Below are 24396 nucleotides of genomic sequence, written 5' to 3'. Positions count from 1 at the left end.
GCTGCGCCGGGGAATGTTGTCTCGCGGCCTGAGGCAGGCTATGCCCCTGCCAACCCCTTTCGCCGGACCCGCCAGGAACCCTGAGCCCGTGATTCCGAACGACATCAAGATCACCCCGCAGCTCGTCGCCGAGCACGGCCTGAAGCCGGACGAGTACCAGCGTTTCCTGCATCTGATTGGCCGCGAGCCGACGATCACGGAACTCGGCATCGTCTCGGCGATGTGGAACGAGCACTGCTCCTACAAGTCCTCGAAAATCCATCTGAAGACGCTGCCGACCAAGGCACCCTGGGTGATCCAGGGCCCGGGCGAGAATGCCGGCGTCATCGATATCGGCGAGGGCACCGCCATCGTCTTCAAGATGGAGAGTCACAACCACCCGTCCTTCATCGAGCCCTATCAGGGCGCGACGACGGGCGTCGGCGGCATCCTGCGCGACGTCTTCACGATGGGCGCCCGCCCGATTGCCGTGCTCGACGCTTTGCGCTTCGGCTCGCCGGATCATCCGAAGACCCGGCATCTCGTCTCCGGCGTCGTCGCCGGCATCGGCGGTTATGGCAATTCCTTCGGCGTGCCGAATGTCGGCGGCGCGACCGGATTCCACTCGCGCTATGACGGCAACATCCTCGTCAACGCGATGGCGGTCGGCATCGCCCAGGCCGACGAGATCTTCTACGCCAAGGCTTCCGGCGTCGGTAAGGCGATCGTCTATCTCGGTTCGAAGACCGGTCGCGACGGCATCCACGGCGCGACCATGGCCTCGGCCGAATTCGACGACAAGTCGGAGGAGAAGCGCCCGACCGTGCAGGTCGGCGACCCCTTCGCCGAGAAGCTCCTGCTCGAAGCCTGCCTCGAGATCATGGCCGCGGGCCATGTCGACGCGATCCAGGACATGGGCGCCGCCGGCCTGACCTGCTCGGCCGTCGAGATGGGGGCCAAGGGCGATCTCGGCGTCGAGCTCGATCTCGACAAGGTGCCCTGCCGCGAGGAGGGCATGAGCGCCTATGAGATGATGCTGTCGGAGAGCCAGGAGCGCATGCTCATGGTGATCAAGCCCGGCCATGAGGACGCCGCCGAGGCGATCTTCAGGAAATGGGGCCTCGACTTCGCCGTCATCGGCCACACCACCGACACGCTCCGCTTCGTCGTGAAGCACCAGGGCGAGGTCATGGCCGACCTGCCGATCAAGGAGCTCGGCGACGAGGCTCCGGAATACGACCGGCCCTGGATCGAGACCGTGCCGCAGCAGCGCATCGCGGCCGAGAGCGTCGCCGCGCCTTGCGGCAATGCCGAGGCGTTGAAGACGCTGATCGGCTCGCCGGACCTCTCGTCCAAGCGCTGGATCTGGGAGCAGTACGACACGCTGATCCTCGGCAATTCGGCGGTGACGCCGGGCGGCGATGCCGGCGTGATCCGCATCGAGGACGGGCCGCGGGGCCTTGCCATGACCGCCGACGTGACGCCGCGCTATTGCGAGGCGGATCCGTTCGAGGGCGGCAAGCAGGCGGTGGCGGAAGCCTGGCGCAACCTGACCGCGACGGGTGCTACGCCGCTCGCCGTCACCGACAACCTGAACTTCGGCAACCCCGAGAAGCCGGAAGTCATGGGCCAGCTCGTCGGCTGCGTCCGTGGCATCGGCGAGGCCTGCAAGGCACTCGACTTCCCGGTCGTCTCCGGCAACGTCTCGCTCTACAACGAGACCAACGGCGTCTCGATCCTGCCGACCCCGACCATCGGCGCCGTCGGCGTCATGGCCGATGTGACCAAGCATGCGACGGTCGCCTTCAAGGCCGAGGGCGAGGCGATCATCCTGATCGGCGAGACCGCCGGCTGGCTCGGCCAGAGCGCCTATCTCGCGACAATCTGCGGCCGTGAGGAGGGCGCTCCGCCGCCGGTCGATCTCGCAATCGAGCGCCGCAACGGCGATTTCGTGCGCGGGCTGATCGCGGGCGGCAAGGTTTCGACCTGCCACGACCTGTCGGATGGCGGGCTTGCGGTTGCGCTCGCCGAGATGGCGATGGCCAAGGGCATCGGCGCGGTGATCGAGACGCTGCCGGCCGGCCCCGCCCATGCCGCGCTCTTCGGCGAGGATCAGGCGCGCTATGTCCTGGCCGTCCCGGCGGCCGAGGCCGATGCGGTGATCGCGGCGGCGAAGGCTGCCGGCGTGCCGGCGCTCGCCATCGGCAAGACGGGCGGCGCGGCGCTTGCCCTTCCGGGCGAGCCGGCGCTGGCGATCGCCGATCTCCGCAAGATCCATGAAGACTGGCTGCCGTCCTACATGGCCGGCAAGGCGGCCTGAGGAGTTCGACCCATGGCGATGGACGCGCACGAGATCGAACGCATGATCAAGGCGGCGCTGCCGGATGCGGCGATCGAGATCAAGGATCTGGCCGGCGACGGCGACCACTATGCCGCGACCGTCGTCTCGGCCGCCTTCAAGGGCAAGACCCGGGTGCAGCAGCACCAGATGGTCTATGCCGCGCTCCAGGGGAATATGGGCGGCGTGCTGCACGCCCTTGCGCTGACGACCAGCGTTCCCCAAGATTAGAACAAGACCATCCGGCGGGCCTTGAACCCGCTTCAGGAGACGAGACGATGTCCGACGTCAATGCCCGCATCGAAGCGGAAGTGAAGAACAACGACGTGGTGCTCTTCATGAAGGGCACGCCGCAATTCCCGATGTGCGGCTTCTCCGGCCAGGTCGCGCAGATCCTCGGCTATATCGGCGTGCCCTATAAGGGCGTGAACGTGCTCGAGGACCAGGAAATCCGCGAGGGCATCAAGGCCTTCTCGAACTGGCCGACGATTCCGCAGCTCTACGTCAAGGGCGAGTTCGTCGGCGGCTGCGACATCACCCGCGAGATGTTCCAGGCCGGCGAATTGCAGCAGCTCTTCGAAGAGAAGGGCATCGCGGTGAAGCAGGCGAGCTGAAGACTCGTCTCCACGGCCCATCTGCCCGCGTCGCAAGCGGGCAACTGGTGGCTTTGGCGATCTCTGTGACGAAACCGCCTAGGCGGGAAAGGCGGTGGCCTGCATAGCGGGCCGCTGCACCATGCTCGCCCACCAGGCTTTGATGGCGGGCTGCTCGGCAAGCAGCGCCTCGGCCTCAGACGCCAGCGTGAAATAGGCGAAGATCGGCGCGGCATGAAGATCGGCCAGCGTCAGCGCCTCGCCGGCGAGATAAGGGCCGCCATCCATCAGGTCGCTGATCGCGCGCAGGCATAGCTGCGCCTTGGGCAGGGCGGCCTGAATTCGCGCCTCGTCCGGCGCGCGTCCCTGCTTGGGGGCGGAGACGCGCTCCACATAGATGTCCCAGACCAGCGTGCGATAGGCGTAGGAATCGAGGATGCTCGTCAGCTGATTGACGCGGGCACGCTCGCGCGGCGCAGAAGGCTGCAGGGCAGGCCCCGGGGAACGCCTCATCGACATAGCGTTCGATGGCACTGGCTTCGTAAAGCCGGAAGCCATCATGCTCGAAGGCGGGGATGCGGCCGAACGGCTGTCGCTCCAGCAGGGAAGCCGGCGGCCCGTTCTCGGCGAAGACATCGACCGGATCGAGCCGGTAGGCTACGCCCTTTTCCTCCAGTGCCAGCCGAACCGCGCGGACATAGACGCTGTAGGGCGCACCATAGACGACAGGCATGAGCGTCATCGCGTGTTCCCTGGCTGCTCGATTGATCCCGCTGGATGCGTTCGGGGCAGATTCAAGCCGCCGCGCATTGCGGGTGCGGCTTGCGGACGCGTTCGGTCGAGGCCGGGTATTTCTCCAGCATCCGCTCCGGCCTGATCGGCCGGCGCACGAGGTCGCCGCCGCAATTCGGGCAGGTGCCCGCAAAGCGGGTCTCGACGCAATCGGCGCAGAAGGTGCATTCGAAGGTGCAGATCAGGGCGTCGCGCGATTGCGGCGGCAGGTCGCGGTCGCAGCATTCGCAGTTCGGGCGCAATTGCAGCATGGCGTCGTCTCCTTCCGATGGCCGGAAGAATGACCGCAAACCGGACTGAGGCCAGCGATTTCGCGTGATCCGACCGATCAATGGGGCGGATCGATCGGCTGCCCGCTACTTCACCAGCAGCCGGTCCTCGATCACCAGCGCGTCGAGCCCGCTCGTATAGAACATCAGGATCGCGTCCTCCGCCGTGTGCAGGATCGGCTTGCCCATGATGTTGAAGGAGGTGTTGAGGACCACCGGCACACCCGTCAGCTCATGGAAGGCCGAGATCAGCGCGTGATAGCGCGGATTGCGCTCAGCCGTGACGCTCTGGAGACGGCCGGTCCCGTCCTCATGGACGACGGCTGGGACGCGCTCGCGCACCGCTTCCTTCCAGACCAGGGTGCGCTCCATATAGGGCGCGTCCTGATAGTTCTCGAACCAGTCGGTGGCATGCTCGGCCAGGATCGAGGGCGCGAAGGGGCGGAAGGCCTCGCGATACTTCACCTTGGCGTTGAGGATGTCCTTGGCGTCGGCCGGGCGCGGATCGGCGATGATCGAGCGATTGCCGAGCGCGCGCGGCCCGAACTCGGCGCGGCCCTGCACCCAGCCGATCAGCTTGCCTTCTGTCAGGAGCTTGGCGGTGACCGGAGCGATCTCGTCGGGAGCGAGCTTGCGCAGGCGCTTCTCCCAAAGCTGCATGCGCTCGAAGGGCTCGGTCGAGACGGTCGAACCGAGATAGGGGGAAAGGGGTCCCTTCGGCGCGCGCCAGTCCGGATTGGCCTCCGCGTGCGCCAGCCAGGCTGCGCCGATCGCGTTGCCGTCATCCGCAGGGGCCGAGGGCACGAAGACGGTCTTGAAGCCGTGGCGGCCGGCGATCTTGCCGTTGAAGGAGGAATTCAGCGCGCAGCCGCCGGCCATGACGAGGTTTTCGCTCGGGACCAGCGCCGCGGCCTCAGCCAGCAGGGCTTCCATCATCTCGGCGAAGACGTCCTGCCCGCAGCGGGCGAGATCGGCCCAACCCTGGTCGAGCGCGTCCGCCGGACGCTTGGCCAGGATCTCGGCGGCGACAGCCTGCACCACATCGGCCTTGGCGAAGGAGAGCTTATGGCCTTCGATGCTGTAGAGCTTGCGTAGCAGCGCCATCAGCTCCGGGTCGGTCTTGCCATAGGGGGCCAGCCCCATGATCTTCCATTCCTCGCCCTTGGCCTGGTCGAAGCCGGCGAGATCGGTGACGAGCCCGAAATAGAAGCCGATCGATTCCCGGCCGCGATGGCGCTTCACCTCGCGGAGCCTGCCGTTCTCCAGCGCGAAGATGGCGGAGGCGCCGGTCTCGCCCATGCCGTCGACGACGAGGCAGGCGGCATTGTCGAAGGGCGAGGACCAGCAGGCATAGGCCGCGTGGCTGAGATGGTGGCCGTAGCGCGTGAGGCCGGTGACATTGGCCTTGCCATAGGCGCGGTCGAGCCCGAGCAGGACGCCCATGCCGGCGCGCTGCTGCGCCGCATGAAGCGAGGCGATCAGCGCGCGCTCGGTGCGCTCCGGCACCAGAGAGCGGTTGAGTTCGGGCGAGAGCTTGAGCAGGGCGTCGAGCGTGAAGGAGCCGGCGCGGGCCATCTGGTCGAGGAAGCCGGTGAAATCCTCGCCCCAGCTCGTGGCGATGCGGACCTCGGCATCTTCAGGGATGTAGCGCTTCAGCAGGCCTTCCATGCGCGGCGCCGAATCGGGCTCGCAGTTCGGCGCGCGCTTGTATTGCAGGTAGCGCTCGGTCGCCTCGGCGAAGAGCACCTCGCCATCGGGGCCGATGATCGCAATGGCGGGATCGTGGAAGGTGGTGGCCAGGCCGATCGTGTAGCTCATGGCCGAAAGCCAATAACCTCCCGGACCCGGGAAGCCAAATCGCTCAGGGCTTGCCGATGGCGGCTTTCATCAGCGCCTTCGAATCGGCGCTCGCCCAATCGGCCGGGCCCTGGATGATGCCGAGCTCGCAGCCCGCCTTGTCGACGATGATGCTGACCGGCATGCCCTCGACCTTGTGCGCGGCGCGCAGCGCCTGGAAGGTTGCGGCCTGCGGATCGCCGTAGAAGGGCAGGGTGGTGACCTTGTTGTCGGCGAGCCAGGCCTTCGGCTTGTCGAGATTGCGGGTGTCGATATTGATCGCGACCACCGCGAAATCCGGCCCGCCCATCTCCTTCTGGAGCGCGTCGAGCGCCGGCATTTCCTTCAGGCAGGGCGCGCACCAGGTCGCCCAGAGATTGACCAGCAGCGTCTTGCCTTTGAACGCTGCCAGCGTCATCGGCTGCCCATCCGGCCCGGTGAAGGCGAGTGCAGGCGCCGGCTGCGGGCGCGCACGCAGCTCGACCGCCGCGACCTCGCCCTTGACCAGCGGCTTCATGCGCTCGGCCGCCGCGCTTGCGGCGCTGCATGATCCGTTGCCGGCATCGCCCCGGACGGAGTAGAAGGCGGCTACGCCAGCGAGGCCGAGCGCCGCGACGACCCCGAGGGCCAGTCCGATCTTTTTTCCAGACGTCATTATGCGTCCTCAAAAGCAGGAAAGACCGTCGTGAGCAATCGCATGTGGGGTGGGCGTTTCGCCACAGGTCCAGGCGTCATCATGGAGGAGATCAATGCCTCCATCGATTTCGACAAGAAACTCTGGCGCCAGGATATCCGCGGTTCGCTGGCGCATGCGGCCATGCTGGCCGAGACCGGCATCCTGACTAAGGAGGATGTCGCGACGATCACTGCCGGCCTGAAAAAGGTCGAGGGCGAGATCGAGAGTGGCGCCTTCACGTTCTCGCGGGCGCTCGAAGACGTCCACATGAACATCGAGTCGAACCTCAAGGACAAGATCGGCCTCGCTGCCGGCCGCCTGCACACGGCTCGCTCGCGCAACGACCAGGTCGCGACCGACATGCGGCTCTGGGTGCGCGACACGCTCGACGAGATCGATGGCCAGATGGCCGATCTCCAGCTTGCGCTGGCTGAGAAGGCCGACACCTATGCCGGCGCGGTGATGCCGGGCTTCACCCATCTGCAGTCGGCGCAGCCGGTCACCTTCGGCCATCATCTGCTCGCCTATGTCGAGATGCTCGGCCGCGACCGCAGCCGCATCCGCGACGCCCGCGCCCGCCTCAACGAATGCCCGCTCGGTGCGGCCGCGCTCGCCGGCACCTCCTTCCCGATCGACCGTCACATGACGGCGAAGGCGCTCGGCTTCGACCGGCCGACGGCGAACTCGCTCGATTCGGTCTCGGATCGCGATTTCGTGCTGGAGACGCTCTCGGCGGCCTCGATCTGCGCGATGCATCTCTCGCGTTTCGCCGAGGAGATCGTGCTGTGGTCGACGCCGCAATTCGGCTTCGTGCGGCTCTCCGACGCCTTCTCGACGGGGTCGTCGATCATGCCGCAGAAGCGCAATCCCGACGCGGCCGAGCTGGTGCGCGGCAAGGCGGGCCGCGTCTTCGGCGCGCTCCAGGGCTTGCTGACGATGATGAAGGGCCTGCCGCTGACCTATTCGAAGGACATGCAGGAGGACAAGGAAGGCACGTTCGACGCGCTGCAGACGCTGTCGCTGTGCCTTGCCGCCACCGCCGGCATGGTCCGCGACATGCAGCCCGATCTCAAGGTGATGAAGAAGGCCGCCGGCCTCGGCTACGCCACGGCGACCGATCTCGCCGACTGGCTGGTGCGGGTCCTCAAGATGCCGTTCCGCGACGCGCATCACGTCACCGGTCGCCTCGTCGGCATCGCCTCGGAGAAGAAGGTCGGGCTGGAGAAGCTCTCACTGGCCGAGATGCAAGGCGTGGAGCCTGCCATCACCGAGGCCGTCTTCGCCGTGCTCGGCGTCGACCAGTCGGTGAAGAGCCGGGTCAGCTATGGCGGCACGGCCCCGGCCAATGTCCGCAAGCAGGCCCGTCGCTGGCTGAAGCAGCTCTCCAAGTAGGGCGTCATCCTCGGGCTTGACCCGAGCATCTCCTGCGAGAGATTCTCGGGTCGGCGCTGCGCTTGCCCGAGAATGACGCCTAGGCAAGTCTCGCGCTCCGCCGCATCCTCCGCTAAGGTCCCGCCACGTTTTGCCCCGAGGGTTCGTTTTCGTGCTTGATTCCCGCCTGAAACTCGGCCGCACCTTGCTGGTCGTCGGTCTGCTGGCCGTTGCGCTCGGCGCCTGCGGGCGCAAGGGGCCGCTGGAGGCGCCGCCCAATGCGACCGGCGCCATCGACCTGCCGGACGACCAGATCGGCGCCAAGGAGAACGATCCCGCCTCCCTGGGCTCGGCCTCGGTCCTGGCGAAACCGGCCAAGACCAACAAGGCGATCGTCATCCCGAACAAGCCTTTCGTCCTCGATCCGCTGATGTGACGGCCGACGCCGTCGGGATATCCCACATCACGCGTCATGCTCGGGCTTGACCCGGGCATCTCCTGGACGAGATTCTCGGGTCTCCGCTTCGCTTCGCCCGAGAATGACGCCTGCGGACCCGCCTTTCCCTTACTGCGAGCTTATCCCATGCATCATTTCGCCTATCGCGACGGCTCGCTCCATGCCGAGGGGGTCGATCTCCAGCGCATCGCGACTGAGGTCGGCACGCCGGTTTATGTCTATTCGAGCGCGACGATCGAGCGGCATTACAAGCTGTTCGAGGCGGCGATGAAGACGACCGCGCCGGCCGGCAAGACCCATGTCTTCTACGCCATGAAGGCGAACGGCAATCTCGGCGTGCTGAGGACGCTGGGCGCACTCGGCGCCGGCATCGACACCGTCTCGGAAGGCGAGGTTCGCAAGGCGCTGGCCGCCGGCATTCCGCCCGAGAAGATCGTGTTCTCCGGCGTCGGCAAGAGCGAGCAGGAACTGCGCTTCGCGGTCGAGGCCGGGCTCTACCAGGTCAACATCGAGAGCGAGAGCGAGCTCGACCTGCTCTCCAAGGTCGCGGCGTCGCTCGGCAAGCGGCAGGAGGCGGTGTTCCGGGTCAATCCCGATATCGGCGCCGGCGGCCATGCCAAGATCACGACCGGTTCGTCCGAGAACAAGTTCGGCGTCTCCTTCGAGGAGGTCGGTCGGCTCTATGCGCGCGCGGCCAATATGGAAGGCGTCCGGATCATGGGCCTTGCCGTCCATATCGGCAGCCAGATCGGCGAGATCGACGCCTTCGAGGCGGCCTATTCCAAGATGGTTGCGCTGGTCGGCGACCTGAAGGGCGAGGGCCACCGGGTCGATCGGCTCGATCTCGGCGGCGGGCTCGGCATTCCCTACGACATCCCGAGGACGTTCGATTACGGACCGGGACTGATCGAGGCCTATGCCGCGATGGTCGCCAAGGTGACCAAGGGGCTCGATGTCGAGCTCGGCTTCGAGCCCGGCCGCCTGATCGTCGGCAATGCCGGCATCCTGCTGACGCGGGTGCTGCATCTCAATCCGCGCCCGACCAAGCAGTTCCTGGTCGTCGACGCCGCCATGAACGACCTCGTCCGGCCGGCGATGTACGAGGCCTATCACGAGATCTGGCCGGTGACGGAGCCGGTGATCGGCGGGCCCGAGGCTGCCTATGACGTCGTCGGGCCGATTTGTGAATCGGGCGATACCTTCACGACCGGGCGCAACCTGCCGCAGCTGCGCCAGAACGACCTCATCGCCTTCATGACGGCCGGCGCCTACGGCGCTTCGATGTCCTCGACCTATAACCAGCGCCTGCTGGTCGCCGAGGTCATGGTCAAGGACGACCAGTATGCCGTCACGCGGCCGCGCCAGAGCTATGAGGAGCTCATCGGCACGGACAAGCTGCCGGGCTGGTTTGCCTGATCGGTTCCGCTCCGTTCACGAAAGGCGGAGCGCTGTGCGTTGGCGGGTCTTCGCACTGGCAATGCCACATTCCCATGCTAGCCTGATTTGGTCAGGCGAGTTCAGACAGGAATGGGGGCTGCCCGGAGCGATGGCATGAGCGAGGCAGAGCGCCGCAAGGCGCCCGACACGATCGACGGCATCCGCCAGCGGCTCTCCCGTCTCGCGCTGGCCTCGCGCGTCTCGCTCGGCTGGGAGCGGCTATGGCCGCGACTTTGGCTGCCGCTCGGCGTCGTGCTCGCTTTCCTCGCGGTCTCCTGGTTCGGCCTGTGGACGCATCTGCCCTGGTATGGCCGGATCGTCGGCGTTCTCGCCTTCGCAGGGACTTTCGCCGCCAGCCTCTGGCATGTCGCCCGCCTTGTCCTGCCGACGCATCGCGATGCATTGACCCGGCTCGACCGGTCCTTCGTCGATGGCCATCGCCCGGCCTCGTCGCTGGAGGACAGCTTGGCGATCGGCTCGGCCGATCCAGTCTCGCAGGCCCTGTGGAAGCTGCATGTCGAGCGCCAGAGCCGGCAGGTCGCGGCGTTGCGCGTCGAGCCGCCGCAGCCGCGCATGGCAGGCCACGACAGGCGGGCGCTGCGCGCCGTGCCGCTGCTCGCCGCCATCACCGGCTTCTTCGTCGCCGGGCCCGAACTCACGCAGCGCCTTTCCGCCGCTTTCGACTGGAAGGGCCCCTCCGCGATCGCTGCCTCGACCCGGATCGACGCCTGGATCGATCCGCCCGCCTATACGCGCCTGCCGCCGATCCTGATCGATTTCGCCAAGCTGGCGAGCCCGCATCTGAGCGCGCCCGAGAAATCGGTCATCGTCGTGCGCATCGCCGGCAAGACCAATATGGATGTGGCCACCACCGGCCGGCTCGACCTGATCAAGCCGGAGGCGAAGGACGGCGAAGGCAAGGATGCTCAGGCCAAGCCCGCTCAACCGGTCGGGCCGCAGCAGGCCGTGCTGGAGAAGCGCTTCACGCTCGCCGGCAACGGCACGCTGAAGCTCACCGGCAGCGGCGCGCCCGGCACGGTGCTCAATATCACCTCGGTCCCGGACCAGCCGCCGACCGTCGCCTTCACCGACCCGCCGAAGCCTGTCACCGGGGCGCAGTCCGGGGGATTGGGCATCACCTACAAGGCCAGGGACGATTACGGCATCGCCTCGATCGAGGTGAATGTCTCGCGTCCGGACGTGGCCAAGGGCGGGCGCTCGCTGGTCGAGCCGCCGAAGCAGAACCTCGCCGTGCCGTCCTCCGCCTCGGGCGAGGAGGAGAACAAGAGCGCGGTCGATTTCTCTGCCCATCCCTGGGCCGGCGCCAAGGTCAGGATGGTGCTGATCGCCAAGGACGAAGCCGGGCAGGAAGGCCGCAGCGAGCCGCTCGAGGTCGTGCTGCCGCAGCGCACCTTCACCAAGCCGCTGGCCAAGGCGCTGGTCGAGCAGCGCCGCAAGCTCGTCATGGATGTCGAGGACCGCTCCAAGGTGCAGCTCGCGATGGACGCGCTGATGATCGAACCCGGCCTCTTCATGAAGGAGCCCGGAATCTATCTCGGCATGCGCATGCTGACCGAGCGCCTGCGCCGGTCCGGCAGCGACGACGAATTGCGCGAGGTCTCGGAGCTGATGTGGGCGATGGCGCTCCAGCTCGAGGACGGCGACATGTCCGATGCCGAGCGGGCGCTGCGGCAGGCACAGGAGAACCTGCAGCAGGCATTGGAACGCGGTGCCTCCGAGGAGGAGATCAAGAAGCTCACCGACGAGATGCGCCGGGCCATGGACAATTTCATGCGCCAGCTCGCCGAGCAGATGATGCGCCAGCAACAGCAGAACGGCGATCGCGACCAGGCCCGCCTGCCCGAGAATTTCCGCACGGTGACGCCGCGCGACCTGCAGAACATGCTCGACCGCATCGAGGAACTCTCGAAGCGCGGCGACATGGCCGAGGCGCAGCGCCTGATGGAAGAGCTCAACCGGATGCTCAACAATCTCCAGATGGCGCGCCCGGGCCAGCAGGACCCCCGCCAGCGCGAGATGAACCAGGCGCTCGGCGATCTCGACCGGATGACGCGCGATCAGCAGAACCTGCGCGACGAGACCTATCAGAACGAACAGCGCCGGCAGCAGGGACAGGGCCAGACCCAGCGCGGCCAGCGCCCCGGCCAGCAGCAGGCGCGCCCGGGCCAGCGCCAGCAGGGCCAGCAGGGGCAGCGCGGTCAACAGGGGCAACGCGGCCAGCAGCCGGGGCAGCAGCCCGGCGACCAGGGTGAGGACGGCGAAGGCGGCGAGGGCATGCAGGGCCAGAACGGTCAGGGGCAGGGCCTGTCGCAGCGCCAGCAAGCCCTGCGCGAGCGCCTGCAGGACCTCCAGCGCCGGATGCGCGGCATGGGCGCGCCGCAGAATGGCGAGCTCGACGAGGCCGAGGACGCGATGCGCGAGGCGGAAGGGCAGCTCGGCCAGGGCCAGGGCGAAGGTGCCCTCGATGCGCAGGGCCGCGCGCTCGAAGCCCTGCGCAAGGGGGGCCAGAATCTCGCCCAGCAGATGCAGGGCCAGCCCGGCGAGGGCGAAGGCGAGGGGCAAGCCTATGGCGAGCCCGACGGGCGCCAGCAGGGTCGGCCTTCGGCGCAGCAGCGCGGCAGCGAGGACCCGCTCGGCCGGCCGCAGCGCCAGCGCGACTGGGCCGATGGCCGGGTCAAGGTGCCCGGCGCCGACGAGAGCGCGACCCAGCGGGCGCGGCGCATCCTGGAAGAGCTGCGCAAGCGGCTCGGTGATCCCTTGAGGCCGACGGAAGAGCTGGACTATCTGGAGCGGTTGCTCAGGCGGAACTGAGCGAGCGCAAGGCCGTCATGCTCGCTCTCGTGGCGAGCATCTCGGAAATGCGAGCCTTCTCGTTGCGAGATTCTCGGGTCAAGCCCGAGAATGACGCTCTGGTCCTAGGTCTTCCGCCCACCGCCGCTCGCCACCAGTGCCCCCACGACGATCAGCGCGCAGGATGCCGCGAGCAGCCAGCTCGCCGGGGCATAGCCGAACAGCACGAGGATCAGCGTCGAGAGCACCGGCGCGGCATAGGAGGCGACGCCGAGCAGGGCGACGTCTCCCTGCTTCATGCCGATATCCCAGACGACGAAGGCGAGCCCGATCGAGCCGAGGCCGAGGCCGAGCACGCCGCCCCATTCCACGGGTGTCAGCGACCAGAGCGTGCTCTCGAAGGCGAGATGGCAAGCCAGCGCCGGCACGGCGCAGCCGAGCACGGTGATGCACAAGCTCTCCGAGGGGACATTGGCAAAGCGGCGCGAGGCCACCGAATAGCTCGCCCAGACGAAGGCGCCGAGCGCTGCCAGCACATGGCCGAGTGCCAGTCCGCCGCCGGCTCCGAGGCCGCCCGAGACGAGGAGGCCGGTGGCCACCAGCCCGATCAGCGCGCCGACGAGGTGGCGCGGCTTGAGCGCGCCGCCCGGCAGCAGCGCCGCGAAGAGTACGATCAGCAGCGGCCAGAGGTAGTGGATCAGGTTCGCCTCGGCCGGCGGGGCGGTCTTCACTGCGGCATAATAGAGCGCGGTGTCGCCGAACGGGCCGTAGAGCCCGAGCGCGAAGGAGGCCGGCGTCGGGCGGATGCGCGAGAGCTGCCCGCGCAAAGCCGTGATCGCGAGGATCAGCAGGCCGCCGATGATGAAAGTCATGGCGACGAGCTGGAACGGCGGGACACGCCCCGACATCGCCGTGAACAGCGCCAGCGTCGACCAGAGCAGGATGGCGCAGAAGCCGATGAGGGTCGCGGTGCGGGCGGTCATGACGGGGCCGGATGTGAAGATCGCGCGGCGATAGCAGGTTTCACAGGGCTTGCCGATGGGGATCGCTTCGTTCCTGCCAGGAGACATGCTCGGGCTTGACCCGAGAATCTCGGGACAGGGACGCGCCGCAGCCCCCTCCGGCATGAGATGCTGGGGTCAAGCCTGAGCATGACGGGTGCATGTTGCACCGCAACTCAGCCTCGCGGCCATGGGCGTCATGCTTTCTGCCCCGTTGACCGCACGCAAAAGGCGGCTCATTGCCTGTTTTATGACCACGATCCCGCTGCAATCCGTCGCTCGCCGTCCGCTGATGCCGGTTCTGGCGGCGCTCAGCGTCGCGCATCTGCTGAACGATCTCGTCCAGTCGATGATCCCGGCGCTCTATCCGCTGTTCAAGGAGAACTATCAGCTCGATTTCGTGCAGATCGGCCTGATCACGCTCGCCTTCCAGGTCACGTCTTCGCTGCTGCAGCCGATCCTCGGCTTCGTCACCGACCGCAAGCCCTGGCCCTATGCGATGGTCGCCGGCATGTGCTCGACGCTGGCGGGCCTCCTGATGCTCTCCTTCGCCCATAGCTACGCCATGGTTCTGCTCGCGGCGGGCCTGATCGGACTTGGCTCGGCCGTGTTCCATCCGGAGGCGACGCGGATGGCGCGCCATGCCGCGGCCGGCCGTCAGGGCCTGGCGCAGGGCGTGTTCCAGGTCGGCGGCCATATCGGCTATTCCGTCGGCCCGCTGCTGGCGGCGGCGGTGGTGATGCCGCGCGGGCAGGAGAGCCTGTCCTGGTTCTCCGGCGTGGTGCTGGTGGCGATGCTGGTGATGGGCTGGCTCGGCGCGCGCTATTCCGCGATGCGGCGCGAGCAGAAATCGTCCTCGGCCCATGTCGAGGAAAGCGCCAGCCACGGCCTGCCGCATGGGCGCGTCCTGCTGGCGATGGCGGTGCTGGTCATGCTGCTGATCTCGAAGAACGGCTACACGGCGGCCTTCACCTCCTATTACACCTTCTACCTGATCGAGCGCTTCGGCATCGAGATCCAGCTCTCGCAGATCATGCTGTTCCTCTACCTCGTCGTCGGCGCCATCGGCGTGATCGTCGGCGGCATGATCGGCGACCGGATCGGCCGCGACCGGGTGATCTGGCTGTCGATCCTGGGTTCGCTGCCCTTCGCGCTGATGCTGCCCCATGCCGACCTGTTCTGGACCGGCGTGCTCAGCATCGTCGTGTCCTTCATCATGTCGAGCGCCTTCTCGGCGATCCTGATCTACGCGATCGACCTGGTGCCGCACCGGGTCGGCCTCGTCGGCGGGCTGTTCTACGGACTGTCCTTCGGGCTCGGGGGCGTCGCTGCGGCCGGCATCGGCCTGCTCGCCGACAAGATCGGCATCATCGAGGTGTTCAAGATCTGCGCCTGGCTGCCGGCCTTCGGCCTGCTGACCTTCCTGCTGCCGAAGGGCGGCCGGCAGAGCTGAGCGGGACGGCTTTTCGTCGCTTATATCCGGGCCGCCGACGACAGCCGGCGGCCCTGACGCATTGAACCCACATTCACGCGCTAGCGCTGGCCACTCCCCGGCCGGGTGCTGACCGGCCGCTGCAGAGGTTGGCTGATGCTGGTTCAGATTGGAACGCTGATCGCCGCAACGAGTCTGGTGCAGCTCGCGAACGGCTTCTTCAATACGTTCCTGTCGTTGCGGCTGACGCTCGAGGATTTCGGCCCGGCTGCGACCGGCATCGTGCTCAGCGCCTATTTCGTCGGCTTCACCATCGGCGCGGTGTCGAGCGGCGGGGTGATCCAGCGCGTCGGCCATATTCGCGCCTATACGGCCTTCGCCGGGCTGGTCGTGGTCGCGACCGCGCTGATGCCGCTCTGGACCTCGGCACTGGTCTGGGCGGCCTGCCGGATGGTGATCGGCATCGGCTGCGTCGGGCTCTTCGTGACGACGGAGAGCTGGCTCAACGCCAAGGCGATGCCGGACCAACGCGGCCGCATCTTCTCGACCTATATGGTCGGGACCTTCGTGGCGCTGGCGATCGGCCAGCTTGCGGTGGCCGGGCTCACGATCCAGGCGGCGGGGGCGTTCCAGGTCGTCATCGCGCTCTTCGCGCTGGCTCTGGTCATGGTCAGCACGACGCGGGCGGAAGCGCCTGGCCTCAAGCCTGAGGCGAAGCTGCGCTACGGCGAGCTCTCCCGGCAGGCGCCGATCTCGGTCGTCGGCTGCGTGGTCAGCGGCATCGTGACCAGTGCCTTCTACGCGCTGGTGCCGGCCTGGATGCTCAGCAACGGCGCGCCGCAGCAGACGATCGCACTGTTCATGCTGGTCGCGGTGCTGGGCGGGCTCGCCTTCCAGGTGCCGGTCGGGCGCCTGTCTGATCGCAATGACCGCCGCCTCGTGCTGGCGGGGTTGGCGGTCGGCTATGCGGTGGCCGTGATCCTGCTGGTGGCGATGCCGCGCTCGCTCCTCGCGGTGCTGCCGGTGGCGGCGCTGCTCGGCGGCTTCATGTCGACGCTCTATCCGGTCTGCGTCGCCCATGCGCTCGACCGGATGCCGGCCGACCGGGTGGTTGCGGTCAGCGGACGATTGATCCTGGTCAGCGGCTTCGGCTCGGCGCTCGGGCCTCTGGTCGGTGCGGGCATCATGGCGCGCTTCGACATCGACGGGCTGCTCTATTTCATGGCGGCGATCGCGCTCGTGCTCGCGGCCTTCGCTGGCCTGCGGATGCGGATGCGCGAGGCGCCGGACAAGGTCGAGCGGCCCTTCGAAGTCATCGACCCGCTCAATCCCGGGATCACGCAGACGCCCGAGGCGACGGAGCTCGACGGCACGCCCCGTCCCGCCATGGCCTGACCGAAAAGCAGGACCGCCGCCCGTTGCCGGGCGGCGGTCCCAAATGCTCGATAGGGTGTGACTGGCGCGCTCAGGCCATGTACTGGCCGCCATTGGCGGAAAGGGTCGAGCCGGTGATGAAGCCGGCATCGTCACCCGCCAGGAACACCACGGCCCGTGCGATCTCCTCGGGCTCGCCAAGGCGGCCGACCGGGATATGCGGCAGGATCGACTTCTCGATCACCGCCGGGTCGATCGCCTTGACCATCTCGGTCGCGATATAGCCGGGGCAGATCGCATTCACCGTGATGCCGGCGCGCGCGCCTTCCTGGGCCAGAGCCTTGACGAAGCCGATATCGCCGGCCTTGGCGGCGGAGTAGTTGACCTGCCCCATCTGGCCCTTCTGGCCGTTGATCGAGGAGATGCAGATGACGCGGCCGAACTTGCGGGCGCGCATGCCTTCCCAGACCGGGCGGGTCATGTTGAACAGCGAGTTCAGGTTGGTGTTGATCACCGCGTCCCACTGCTCCTTGGTCATCTTGTGGAACATGCCGTCGCGGGTGATGCCAGCATTGTTGACCAGGATATCGACCGGCCCGAGATCGGCCTCGACCTTGGCGATTCCGGCGACGCAGGAATCATAGTCCGAGACGTCCCATTTATAGGTCTTGATACCGGTCTCGGCGGTGAATTTGGCCGCGGCCTCGTCATTGCCGGCATAGCTCGCCGCGACGCTGTAGCCGGCCGCCTTCAGACCCTTCGAGATCGCCGCGCCGATGCCGCGCGAGCCACCCGTAACCAATGCCACCTTCGCCATAGGCCAGTCTCCCTTTCAGATGATCCCTGCGGCGTTTCGCCGTTATTGTTCAGATAGTTTCAGGGTGGGCGCGTAGGCTGCGTCCACGTCCTTGATGATGGCCTGGCCACAGATGACCCGGCCCTTGACCGCGTCGAAGGTCAGGGTGGGCTGGCCGTAGAGCGACCAGCCGAGGCTCAGCGCTTCGGAGACCCGATGACAGAAGGAGGCGTCATCGGGGCCGGTGAGATAGCGGTAGAGCGTCGTGCGCTTCGCCATGGGCTGTGAGGCGCTTGTCTCAGCGCTCCACGGCCATGGCGACGCCCATGCCGCCGCCGATGCAGAGCGTGGCGAGGCCCTTCTTGGCGTCGCGCTTGGCCATCTCGTGCAGCAGCGTCACCAGCACGCGGGCGCCGGACGCGCCGATCGGATGGCCGATCGCGATCGCGCCGCCATTGACGTTGACGATATCAGGGTTCCAGCCGAGGTCCTTGTTGACCGCCAGGGCCTGCGCCGCGAAGGCCTCGTTGGCCTCGACGAGATCAAGATCGCCGACCTTCCAGCCGGCCTTCTCGAGCGCCTTGCGGGTCGAGGGGATCGGGCCGGTGCCCATGATCTGCGGGTCGACGCCGGCCGTCGCCCAGGAGGCGATGCGGGCGAGCGGAGTGAGGCCGCGGCGGGCCGCTTCCTTGGCGGTCATAATGACCAGCGCGGCGGCGCCGTCATTGAGGCCCGAGGCATTGCCGGCGGTCACCGTGCCGTCCTTCGAGAAGGCGGGCCGGAGCTTGGCCATGGCCTCGACCGTGGCGCCGTGGCGCGGATACTCGTCGCTGTCGACGACGATGTCGCCCTTGCGGGTCGAGATGGTGACCGGCGCGATCTCGTCCTTGAACCGGCCGGCCTTCTGGGCGGCCTCGGCCTTGTTCTGCGAGGCGACGGCGAAGCGGTCCTGCTCCTCGCGGCTGATCTGGTACTTGGTCGCGACGTTCTCGGCGGTGGTGCCCATGTGATAGCCGTGGAAGGCGTCCCAGAGGCCGTCCTTGATCATCGTGTCGGTGAACTTGACGTCGCCCATCTTGGTGCCGGCGCGCATATAGGCGGCGTGCGGGGCAAGCGACATCGACTCCATGCCGCCGGCGACGATGATGTCGGCATCGCCATTGGCGATCTGCTGCAGGCCGATGGCGACGGTGCGCAGGCCCGAGCCGCAGAGCTGGTTGAGGCCCCAGGCGGTCTTCTCCTGCGGGATGCCGGCGGCCATCGCGGCTTGGCGGGCGGGGTTCTGGCCCTGGCCGGCGGCGAGCACCTGGCCGAGCACGACCTCGTCGACCTCGGCCGCTTCGACCTTGGCGCGGCGCAAGGCTTCCTTGATCGCGACGGCGCCGAGATCATGGGCGGGAGTGTTGGCAAAAGCGCCGCTGAAGGCGCCGACCGCAGTGCGGGCCGCACCGACGATCACGATATCCGAATCTGCCATGAGAGGTATCCTCGCTTTGTTGTTGCGGCTGCACCGCTCCCGCCGGCCCAACCGTTCCCCGCCACCTTCGAAGCCTGCCGCGACGCCGTCAAGACAGGCGAGAGGCTAAATCGACCGAGGCATCTTCACCGAGGTGACGCAAGGGAGGGGCTATCGCTGTGGTTGCAGGGCCTTCGGTGGTTTTTTGCAGCGCCCGCTCAAAGAGCTTGCGGTGCAGCACCGACAGGCTATCGTCGCGTCATGGGAGACCGTTTCGCCGAGCACGCCGGAACCACTGGCGGCCGCGGATCAACGTCAAGCAGGACCGATGGCCAGCGACAAAGAACCGACCGTCATCAAGAAATACGCCAACCGGCGTCTCTATCATACGGGCACCAGCTCTTATGTGACCCTGGAGGATCTCGCCGGGCTCGTGCGCTCGGGCGAGGATTTCGTCGTCTATGACGCCAAGTCAGGCGAGGACATCACTCGCTCGGTGCTGGCGCAGATCATCTTCGACGAGGAAGCCAAGGACGGGCAGAACCTGCTGCCGATCGCCTTCCTGCGCCAGCTCATCCGCCTGTACGGCGACAGCATGCAGGCGCTGGTGCCGCGCTACCTGGAATTCTCGATGGAGAACTTCACGCAGGAGCAGAGCAAGTTCCGCGAGCAGATGACCAAGGCCTTCGGCGGAACGGCCTTCAGCGGCAACGCGCTCGACGCCATCCAGGCGCAGACGCGGGCGAACATGCAGATCTTCCAGGAAGCCTTCCGGCTGTTCAACCCGTTCACCGCGGTGGCGCAGGCCAAGCAGGAAGCAGCCGCCGGCGCGAAGCCCGCGGCGGAAGCAGGCAGCGGCGATCTCGGCGATCTCAAGCGCGAGCTCAACGAGATGCGCGAACGCCTGGACAAGCTGTCGCGCTCGCGCTGAGGATAGCTTGACGATTTTGAGCCGCGCTCTCGGGAGACGAGGGCGCGGTTTTTTGTTGGGCTGAGAATCGTTACCGCGAGTGTCTTGATTGGTTCGCTAGCGGACATTCGGTTTAGCGCTAGGATGGGGCATGCGCTTCCCCTCAATGGCGATCGACGGCTGGCAACTACTTGATGGCAAAGAACACCATCGATGGGCCCCGGCAACCTTCTCAATCCCCACGCGGCTAGAGCGGGAAGGATTGCGGGCCGGCGATTTCGCAAAGCTGATGTTTGAAATCGCGGTTGGGGACCGCGTCGTTGTAGAGCGGATGTGGGTACTCGTAACCGCTCGAAATGAGAGCGGCTATGTCGGCATTCTCGACAATGACCCGACCGAGATCGCTGAAAATGATGAGCTTTGGTCGGGGACCGAACTTCCCTTTGGAGCGGCGAACGTCATCGCAGTCACGGAACGGAATGAGAACAGTTTAGCTATGGCGGAGCTGCCGCCTAGAAGGAGCTGGCTCTAACGGCATTCGCGCATCACTTGCTCAAGTCCGCTATGGGTCGGAAGCGGTCATCTAGCTCAGCGCCGGAATCGCGCTCAAAACGCCGCCTGCCTCAGCCGGCCGCCAGCCGGCGAGGTGCAACCTGCAACGGCTCGGCCACTTCGGCACGGCCGACGAGATGGCCCTGCAGATAGGTGACGCCCCAGTCGCGCAGCATGCTCGCCTGCATCTCGTCGTCGACCCATTCGGCCACCGTCTCGACGCCGAGATGGCCGGCGAGCTCGACCAGCGTGCGAACATAGAAGCGGTCGTCGGTCGAACGGCGCAGGTTCTGGGTGAAGGCGCCGTCGATCTTGAGGATGTCGATCGGGAAGGCGCGCAGATGCCGCAGCGAGGTGTGGCCGGCGCCGAAATCATCGATGGCGATGCGCGCGCCCTGCTCCTTGATCCGTCGCAGCAGTTTGGCGATGCGGGCGGGATTGTCGATCGTCGAGGTTTCCGTGACCTCGACGATCAGGCGCGAAGCCTTGTCCCGGGCGGCGCCGGTGCAGGCGATGAAGGCGTCGAACCATTCGGGGTCGTTGAGGGAACGCGGCGAGACGTTCACCGAGAGGGTGAGCTTCGGATCGGCGCCGAGCATCTCGATCGCGAGTTCCAGCACGCGCTGGTCGAACAGTCGCACGAGCCCGCGCCGCTCCAGCATCGGGATGAGCTCGGCCGAGGCGAAGTAGAGGCCGGTATCGCCCTGGCCGACGCGCAGCAGCGCTTCGTGGAAGGCGATTTCGCGCGAGGCCGTCCTGACGATCGGCTGCAGCGCCAGGCGCACGCGGCGTTCGTTCAGGGCGGCGATGGCCTGCACGTCGAAGCCGGTCTGCTCGGTGCCGGGGCTGCGCCGCTGCTGCGGCCTGGCCATCACGGCGGTGTCGACGGCCCCGGCGCGGGCGCTGGCCAGCGCCCCTTCCGCTGCGGCCAGCAGCGCGCCGCCGTGGCTGCCGAGCTCGGGCGCGCTGGCGGCACCGACGCGCAGCCGCACCAGGGCGATGCCGCGGCTGGTTTCGATCGCCGATTGCGCGACGACCTTGATGAAGCGGCGGGCGGCGGGCTCGACCTGCTCGGGCGGGCAGCCGACCAGCAGAATCGCGAAGCTGTTGCCGGCATAGCGGACGAGATGGTCGCGCCGGCGCGTCACCGAGCGCAGGCGCTCATGCACGGTGACGATGATCTCGTCGGTGGCCTCATGGCCGAAATCGTCGTTCAGGCGGGCGAGTTCGTCGATGGCGGCGACGAGGACGACGACCGGCCGCTCCGCCGGAAGATGCTCCTGCAGGGCCATGCCGATGCGCTCGACCAGAGCGGGCCGGTCGCAGAGCTCGCTGCCGAACTGCTCGAGTTCGTCGGTCCGGGCGGCGCGTTCGAGTCGGAGCACGCCGCGCGCGCTCGCCGGATAGCCGTCGCTGCCGGCGAACCAGCGGCCGGTATCCTCAGCCCACATCTTGCGGCCGGCGAGATCGATCGCATAGCGGGTGCGATAGATGACGCCGTCGCCACCGTCATGCTCGCTGGAGCAAAAGATCGCGTCGTAGCGGCTGGGCCCGCTACCGGGCTCGACGAGGCCAGCGAAGGCAAGGCCGCGCTGCATCGCCTGTTCGGGAAGCGCGCCGAGGACTTCGGCTGCATTCGGCCCCCAGCTCAGGGCGTCGCTCTGGATATCCCAGCCATAGACCACTTCGCCGATCGAGGAGAGGATGCTGCGGGGATCAACCGGGCCGCCGTTCTGGAAGCTGAAGATCGGCGGGGAGGGCATCGTTCGGCCTCGATCGGACGGCTGCGCGGCTCCGTTCCGGTGCTTCGGCGCGCTGTCCATGTGATGGGAAGTGCTTCGAAACGATGCGGTATTTTTGCTTAACGCAGCGTTAAGATTGGCCGCCCCCTTGCAACGAGGCTTCCGTCACAACTCGTCTGTGCCGGAGTGATACATGACTGAGGCCGGAAGCCGGACCGATCGGAATGCCACCGATGCCAACGCATCCGCGCTGGTGCTCCTGCAGGCGGCTGCGGCGCGGGCGGAGATCGGTCCCTTCGCCCGGCGCGGGCGGGCGAGCCCGCAATCGGCGGCGGTCTGCTACCGGGCGGCGGCGCGGCTTGTCGCACCAATCGGAAACGCCCGCCTGCAGGCTGCCCGAGGCTAAGGCAAAGAAAAACCGGCCTCGCGGCCGGTTCTGAAACGTTCAGCAGCAAGCCGGCATCGCTGCCGGTGCCGAAAAACCGGACGCCTCAGGCGTCGGTCTTGACCTTCAGCACCTGACGGCCGCGATACATGCCGCTCTTCAGGTCGACATGGTGCGGACGGCGCAGTTCACCCGAGTTCTTGTCCTCGATATAGGTGGGCTGCTTCAGGGCGTCGGCCGAGCGGCGCATGCCACGCTTCGACGGCGACGTCTTTCTCTTCGGAACGGCCATTGTACTTCTCCATCATGCCACCGCCCGGACGCTGGCCCAAGGCCACGCATCCGTCACAGCGACGGATCAATCTCGTGAGGCGTTGGCCTTACACCGTCGGGGCCATGATGGCTAGTGCCGAATCCGGATTTATTCGCCGGCCGAGCCTGGATCAACCGGGGAGGGCGCAATCGCCCAGCGATCCGAGCTGGCGGAGCTGGCGCAGGCTGCGGCCGGCGGCCGATTGCAGCGCCCGATTCGGCTTGGCGGGATTGCGCAGGAGCGGATTGGGCAGGGCGCCGGCGAGCCGGGCGGCCTCGGCCGGCGTCAGGCGCGCGGCGGATTTGCGGAAATAGCGCTGCGCCGCGGCCTCGGCCCCGAACAGGCCGTCGCCCCATTCGGCGATGTTGAGATAGACCTCGATGACACGCGGCTTCGACCAGGCGAGGTCGATGGCGATCGCGAGCGGGATCTCCATGCCCTTGCGGATATAGGAGCGGCCTGGCCAGAGGAAGACGTTCTTGGCGGTCTGCATGGTCAGGGTCGAGGCGCCGCGGCTCGGCCCGTCCTCGTTCTCCAGCACCTTGTTGAGCTCGACCCAGTCGACGCCGCCATGGCTGCAGAAGCGCTGGTCTTCCGAGGCGATGACGGCTTTGACGAGATGCGGCGAGATCTGGTCGAGCGGCACCCAGTCGCGCTCGACCGGCTTCAGCACCAGCCAGCGGCCGAGCATCAGGGTCGAGGGCACCGGCACGAACCGGTAGAGCAGGATCAACGCCGCAAGGGCGAGGAGCAGCCAGAGGGCGAGCCGGAAGCACAGGCCGAGAATCCTACCCAGCACCTTGCTTCACCCTCCCACGCCACGCGATCGCCCCGGGCATGACGGCCCGAGCCGAGGCGGCGCAGCTTGACGATGTGGCGAACGTCCGGCAAGGCCCCCCTTCCGGCAGCGAACGCGAGATCCGCGCATGAGTTCCGTCCCCCCTTCGGTCCATCCCGGCGATCTCGATGCCCGGCTGGCGCAGAATGCAGCCGCCATCGAGGCGCTGCTGGAGGCGCTTCTGTCCAATGCTCCGGCTGTGGGCGAGATCGCGCGCCCGCCGCGCCTTCTCGCCGCGATGCGGCATGGTGTGCTTGGCGGCGGCAAGCGGCTGCGGCCTTTCCTGACAGCCGAGACGGCAAGGTTCCTGGGCGTTCCGGTGGAGCAGGCCAGGCGGGCGGGGGCCGCAGTCGAATTGCTGCATTGCTATTCGCTGGTCCATGACGACCTGCCGGCGATGGATGACGACGACCTGCGCCGCGGCCGGCCGACCGTGCACAAGGCCTTCGACGAGGCGACGGCGATCCTTGCCGGCGACGCGCTGCTGACGCTCGCCTTCGAGGTGCTGGCCGACGAGGCCACGCATGAATCCGGTGCGGTGCGGGCGGCGCTGGTGACAAGCCTCGCGCGGGCTTCCGGCTGTGGGGGCATGGTCGGTGGCCAGATGTTCGATCTGGCTGCCGAAGGACGCTTCGAGGCCGTGCGCGGCGCGCTTCCGGAGGCGGAGATTCGCCGGCTCCAGGCGATGAAGACCGGGGCACTGCTGGCGGCAAGCGTCGAGATCGGCGCGCGGCTCGGCGGCGCGGACGCGGCGGCGCTGGCCGCGCTCGGCCGCTATGGCCGGGCGCTGGGCGCGACCTTCCAGATCGCCGACGACATCCTCGACGTCGAATCGGACGCCGCGCAGATGGGCAAGGCGACGGCCAAGGACGCGGACAAGGGCAAGGGGACGCTTGTCGGCGCGCTCGGCCTCACCGGGGCCAAGCGCGAGCGCGACCGGTTGAGCGCGGAGGCCGTGGAAGCACTCGCGGGCTTCGGCCCGGATGCGGGTGTGCTCCGGGCTGCGGCGCGGTTTGCGGCCGAGCGGAAGAGCTGAGC

23 protein-coding genes and 1 pseudogene are annotated in these 24396 nt (G+C 67.4%); 13 read left to right on the top strand and 11 right to left on the bottom strand.

What is annotated here, in order from left to right; translation table 11 throughout:
• The first annotated feature begins 40 nt into the window (after positions 1 to 40).
• From purL to grxD, 3 genes are read left to right on the top strand one after another with little or no spacing between them, the layout of a single operon-like run.
• A complete protein-coding gene (gene purL / locus ASE61_RS20640; RefSeq protein ID WP_061970073.1) occupies positions 41 to 2299 on the top strand; it encodes a phosphoribosylformylglycinamidine synthase subunit PurL in 2259 nt (752 codons plus the stop codon).
• 12 nt (positions 2300 to 2311) lie between these two features.
• Positions 2312 to 2548: a BolA family protein gene (locus tag ASE61_RS20635; protein ID WP_061970071.1), complete on the top strand. Its 237-nt coding sequence runs from the start codon at positions 2312 to 2314 to the stop codon at positions 2546 to 2548.
• A 47-nt stretch (positions 2549 to 2595) separates the two neighbouring features.
• Positions 2596 to 2931 carry a Grx4 family monothiol glutaredoxin gene (grxD, locus tag ASE61_RS20630; RefSeq protein ID WP_061970069.1) on the top strand — a complete coding sequence of 112 codons (336 nt, stop codon included), beginning with the start codon at positions 2596 to 2598 and terminating at the stop codon, positions 2929 to 2931.
• A 78-nt stretch (positions 2932 to 3009) separates the two neighbouring features.
• On the opposite strand, the pseudogene ASE61_RS20625 reads toward grxD, so the two are convergent.
• The 4 genes and pseudogenes from ASE61_RS20625 to tlpA all read right to left on the bottom strand — a co-directional run bounded on the left by ASE61_RS20625 (position 3010) and on the right by tlpA (position 6462).
• Positions 3010 to 3652: pseudogene (locus ASE61_RS20625) on the bottom strand (glutathione S-transferase family protein).
• Between the two features lie 52 nt (positions 3653 to 3704).
• The gene (locus ASE61_RS20620; RefSeq protein ID WP_061970067.1) at positions 3705 to 3953 is read right to left on the bottom strand and encodes a DUF1272 domain-containing protein; all 249 of its coding nucleotides are present in this window, start codon (positions 3951 to 3953) and stop codon (positions 3705 to 3707) included.
• 105 nt (positions 3954 to 4058) lie between these two features.
• Positions 4059 to 5789 (bottom strand): carbamoyltransferase, encoded by a 1731-nt coding sequence (locus ASE61_RS20615; RefSeq protein WP_061970066.1) that lies wholly within the window; start codon positions 5787 to 5789, stop codon positions 4059 to 4061.
• A gap of 43 nt (positions 5790 to 5832) precedes the next feature.
• Positions 5833 to 6462 carry a thiol:disulfide interchange protein TlpA gene (gene tlpA / locus ASE61_RS20610; RefSeq protein ID WP_061970064.1) on the bottom strand — a complete coding sequence of 210 codons (630 nt, stop codon included), beginning with the start codon at positions 6460 to 6462 and terminating at the stop codon, positions 5833 to 5835.
• Positions 6463 to 6492: 30 nt separating this feature from the next.
• Here tlpA and argH point away from each other — a divergent pair, with 30 nt between their 5' ends.
• From argH to ASE61_RS20590, 4 genes are all read left to right on the top strand, one after another.
• Complete coding sequence (gene argH / locus ASE61_RS20605; RefSeq protein ID WP_061970062.1) at positions 6493 to 7875, top strand: argininosuccinate lyase; 1383 nt, start codon at positions 6493 to 6495, stop codon at positions 7873 to 7875.
• Between the two features lie 151 nt (positions 7876 to 8026).
• Positions 8027 to 8290: an LPS translocon maturation chaperone LptM gene (gene lptM / locus ASE61_RS20600; RefSeq protein ID WP_061970061.1), complete on the top strand. Its 264-nt coding sequence runs from the start codon at positions 8027 to 8029 to the stop codon at positions 8288 to 8290.
• Between the two features lie 147 nt (positions 8291 to 8437).
• Entirely contained in the window at positions 8438 to 9727 is a 1290-nt protein-coding gene (gene lysA, locus ASE61_RS20595) for a diaminopimelate decarboxylase (protein WP_061970059.1), read from the top strand.
• Positions 9728 to 9862: 135 nt separating this feature from the next.
• Positions 9863 to 12580, top strand: coding sequence for a TIGR02302 family protein (locus tag ASE61_RS20590; protein WP_061970057.1), 2718 nt, complete (start codon positions 9863 to 9865; stop codon positions 12578 to 12580).
• A gap of 104 nt (positions 12581 to 12684) precedes the next feature.
• Here ASE61_RS20590 and ASE61_RS20585 read toward each other — a convergent pair whose 3' ends face one another.
• Positions 12685 to 13629: a DMT family transporter gene (locus tag ASE61_RS20585; RefSeq protein WP_320409882.1), complete on the bottom strand. Its 945-nt coding sequence runs from the start codon at positions 13627 to 13629 to the stop codon at positions 12685 to 12687.
• Between the two features lie 181 nt (positions 13630 to 13810).
• Between ASE61_RS20585 and ASE61_RS20580 the strand changes: the two genes are divergently transcribed.
• Together ASE61_RS20580 and ASE61_RS20575 are read left to right on the top strand one after the other, a co-directional pair.
• On the top strand, positions 13811 to 15013 hold the full coding sequence (locus tag ASE61_RS20580; RefSeq protein ID WP_061970055.1) for an MFS transporter: 1203 nt from the start codon (positions 13811 to 13813) through the stop codon (positions 15011 to 15013).
• Between the two features lie 135 nt (positions 15014 to 15148).
• Positions 15149 to 16387, top strand: coding sequence for an MFS transporter (locus ASE61_RS20575; RefSeq protein ID WP_061970053.1), 1239 nt, complete (start codon positions 15149 to 15151; stop codon positions 16385 to 16387).
• 70 nt (positions 16388 to 16457) lie between these two features.
• Here ASE61_RS20575 and phbB read toward each other — a convergent pair whose 3' ends face one another.
• From phbB to ASE61_RS20560, 3 genes are read right to left on the bottom strand one after another with little or no spacing between them, the layout of a single operon-like run.
• A complete protein-coding gene (gene phbB, locus ASE61_RS20570) occupies positions 16458 to 17183 on the bottom strand; it encodes an acetoacetyl-CoA reductase (RefSeq protein WP_061970051.1) in 726 nt (241 codons plus the stop codon).
• A gap of 42 nt (positions 17184 to 17225) precedes the next feature.
• Positions 17226 to 17441, bottom strand: coding sequence for a DUF1737 domain-containing protein (locus ASE61_RS20565; protein ID WP_061970050.1), 216 nt, complete (start codon positions 17439 to 17441; stop codon positions 17226 to 17228).
• 19 nt (positions 17442 to 17460) lie between these two features.
• On the bottom strand, positions 17461 to 18639 hold the full coding sequence (locus ASE61_RS20560; protein ID WP_061970048.1) for an acetyl-CoA C-acetyltransferase: 1179 nt from the start codon (positions 18637 to 18639) through the stop codon (positions 17461 to 17463).
• Between the two features lie 307 nt (positions 18640 to 18946).
• Here ASE61_RS20560 and phaR point away from each other — a divergent pair, with 307 nt between their 5' ends.
• Positions 18947 to 19549 (top strand): polyhydroxyalkanoate synthesis repressor PhaR, encoded by a 603-nt coding sequence (gene phaR, locus ASE61_RS20555; RefSeq protein WP_061970046.1) that lies wholly within the window; start codon positions 18947 to 18949, stop codon positions 19547 to 19549.
• Between the two features lie 130 nt (positions 19550 to 19679).
• Positions 19680 to 20060 carry a hypothetical protein gene (locus tag ASE61_RS20550; RefSeq protein ID WP_061970045.1) on the top strand — a complete coding sequence of 127 codons (381 nt, stop codon included), beginning with the start codon at positions 19680 to 19682 and terminating at the stop codon, positions 20058 to 20060.
• A 91-nt stretch (positions 20061 to 20151) separates the two neighbouring features.
• Here ASE61_RS20550 and ASE61_RS20545 read toward each other — a convergent pair whose 3' ends face one another.
• Positions 20152 to 21843 (bottom strand): EAL domain-containing protein, encoded by a 1692-nt coding sequence (locus ASE61_RS20545; protein WP_061970043.1) that lies wholly within the window; start codon positions 21841 to 21843, stop codon positions 20152 to 20154.
• 172 nt (positions 21844 to 22015) lie between these two features.
• Between ASE61_RS20545 and ASE61_RS20540 the strand changes: the two genes are divergently transcribed.
• Positions 22016 to 22228: a hypothetical protein gene (locus ASE61_RS20540; RefSeq protein ID WP_061970041.1), complete on the top strand. Its 213-nt coding sequence runs from the start codon at positions 22016 to 22018 to the stop codon at positions 22226 to 22228.
• Between the two features lie 85 nt (positions 22229 to 22313).
• Here the strand turns inward: ASE61_RS20540 and rpmF are convergent, their stop codons facing one another.
• Both rpmF and mtgA read right to left on the bottom strand, forming a co-directional pair.
• Positions 22314 to 22499: a 50S ribosomal protein L32 gene (gene rpmF, locus ASE61_RS20535; RefSeq protein WP_047582212.1), complete on the bottom strand. Its 186-nt coding sequence runs from the start codon at positions 22497 to 22499 to the stop codon at positions 22314 to 22316.
• 151 nt (positions 22500 to 22650) lie between these two features.
• Entirely contained in the window at positions 22651 to 23319 is a 669-nt protein-coding gene (gene mtgA / locus ASE61_RS20530; protein ID WP_082617585.1) for a monofunctional biosynthetic peptidoglycan transglycosylase, read from the bottom strand.
• A gap of 127 nt (positions 23320 to 23446) precedes the next feature.
• Between mtgA and ASE61_RS20525 the strand changes: the two genes are divergently transcribed.
• The gene (locus ASE61_RS20525; RefSeq protein WP_061970039.1) at positions 23447 to 24394 is read left to right on the top strand and encodes a polyprenyl synthetase family protein; all 948 of its coding nucleotides are present in this window, start codon (positions 23447 to 23449) and stop codon (positions 24392 to 24394) included.
• Positions 24395 to 24396: the final 2 nt, after the last annotated feature.

The sequence above is a fragment of the Allobosea sp. Root670 genome (assembly GCF_001429415.1).
GTDB lineage: Bacteria > Pseudomonadota > Alphaproteobacteria > Rhizobiales > Beijerinckiaceae > Allobosea > Allobosea robiniae.
Note: the sequence above shows the minus strand (reverse complement) of the source record. Positions and strands in the feature narration are given on the sequence as shown.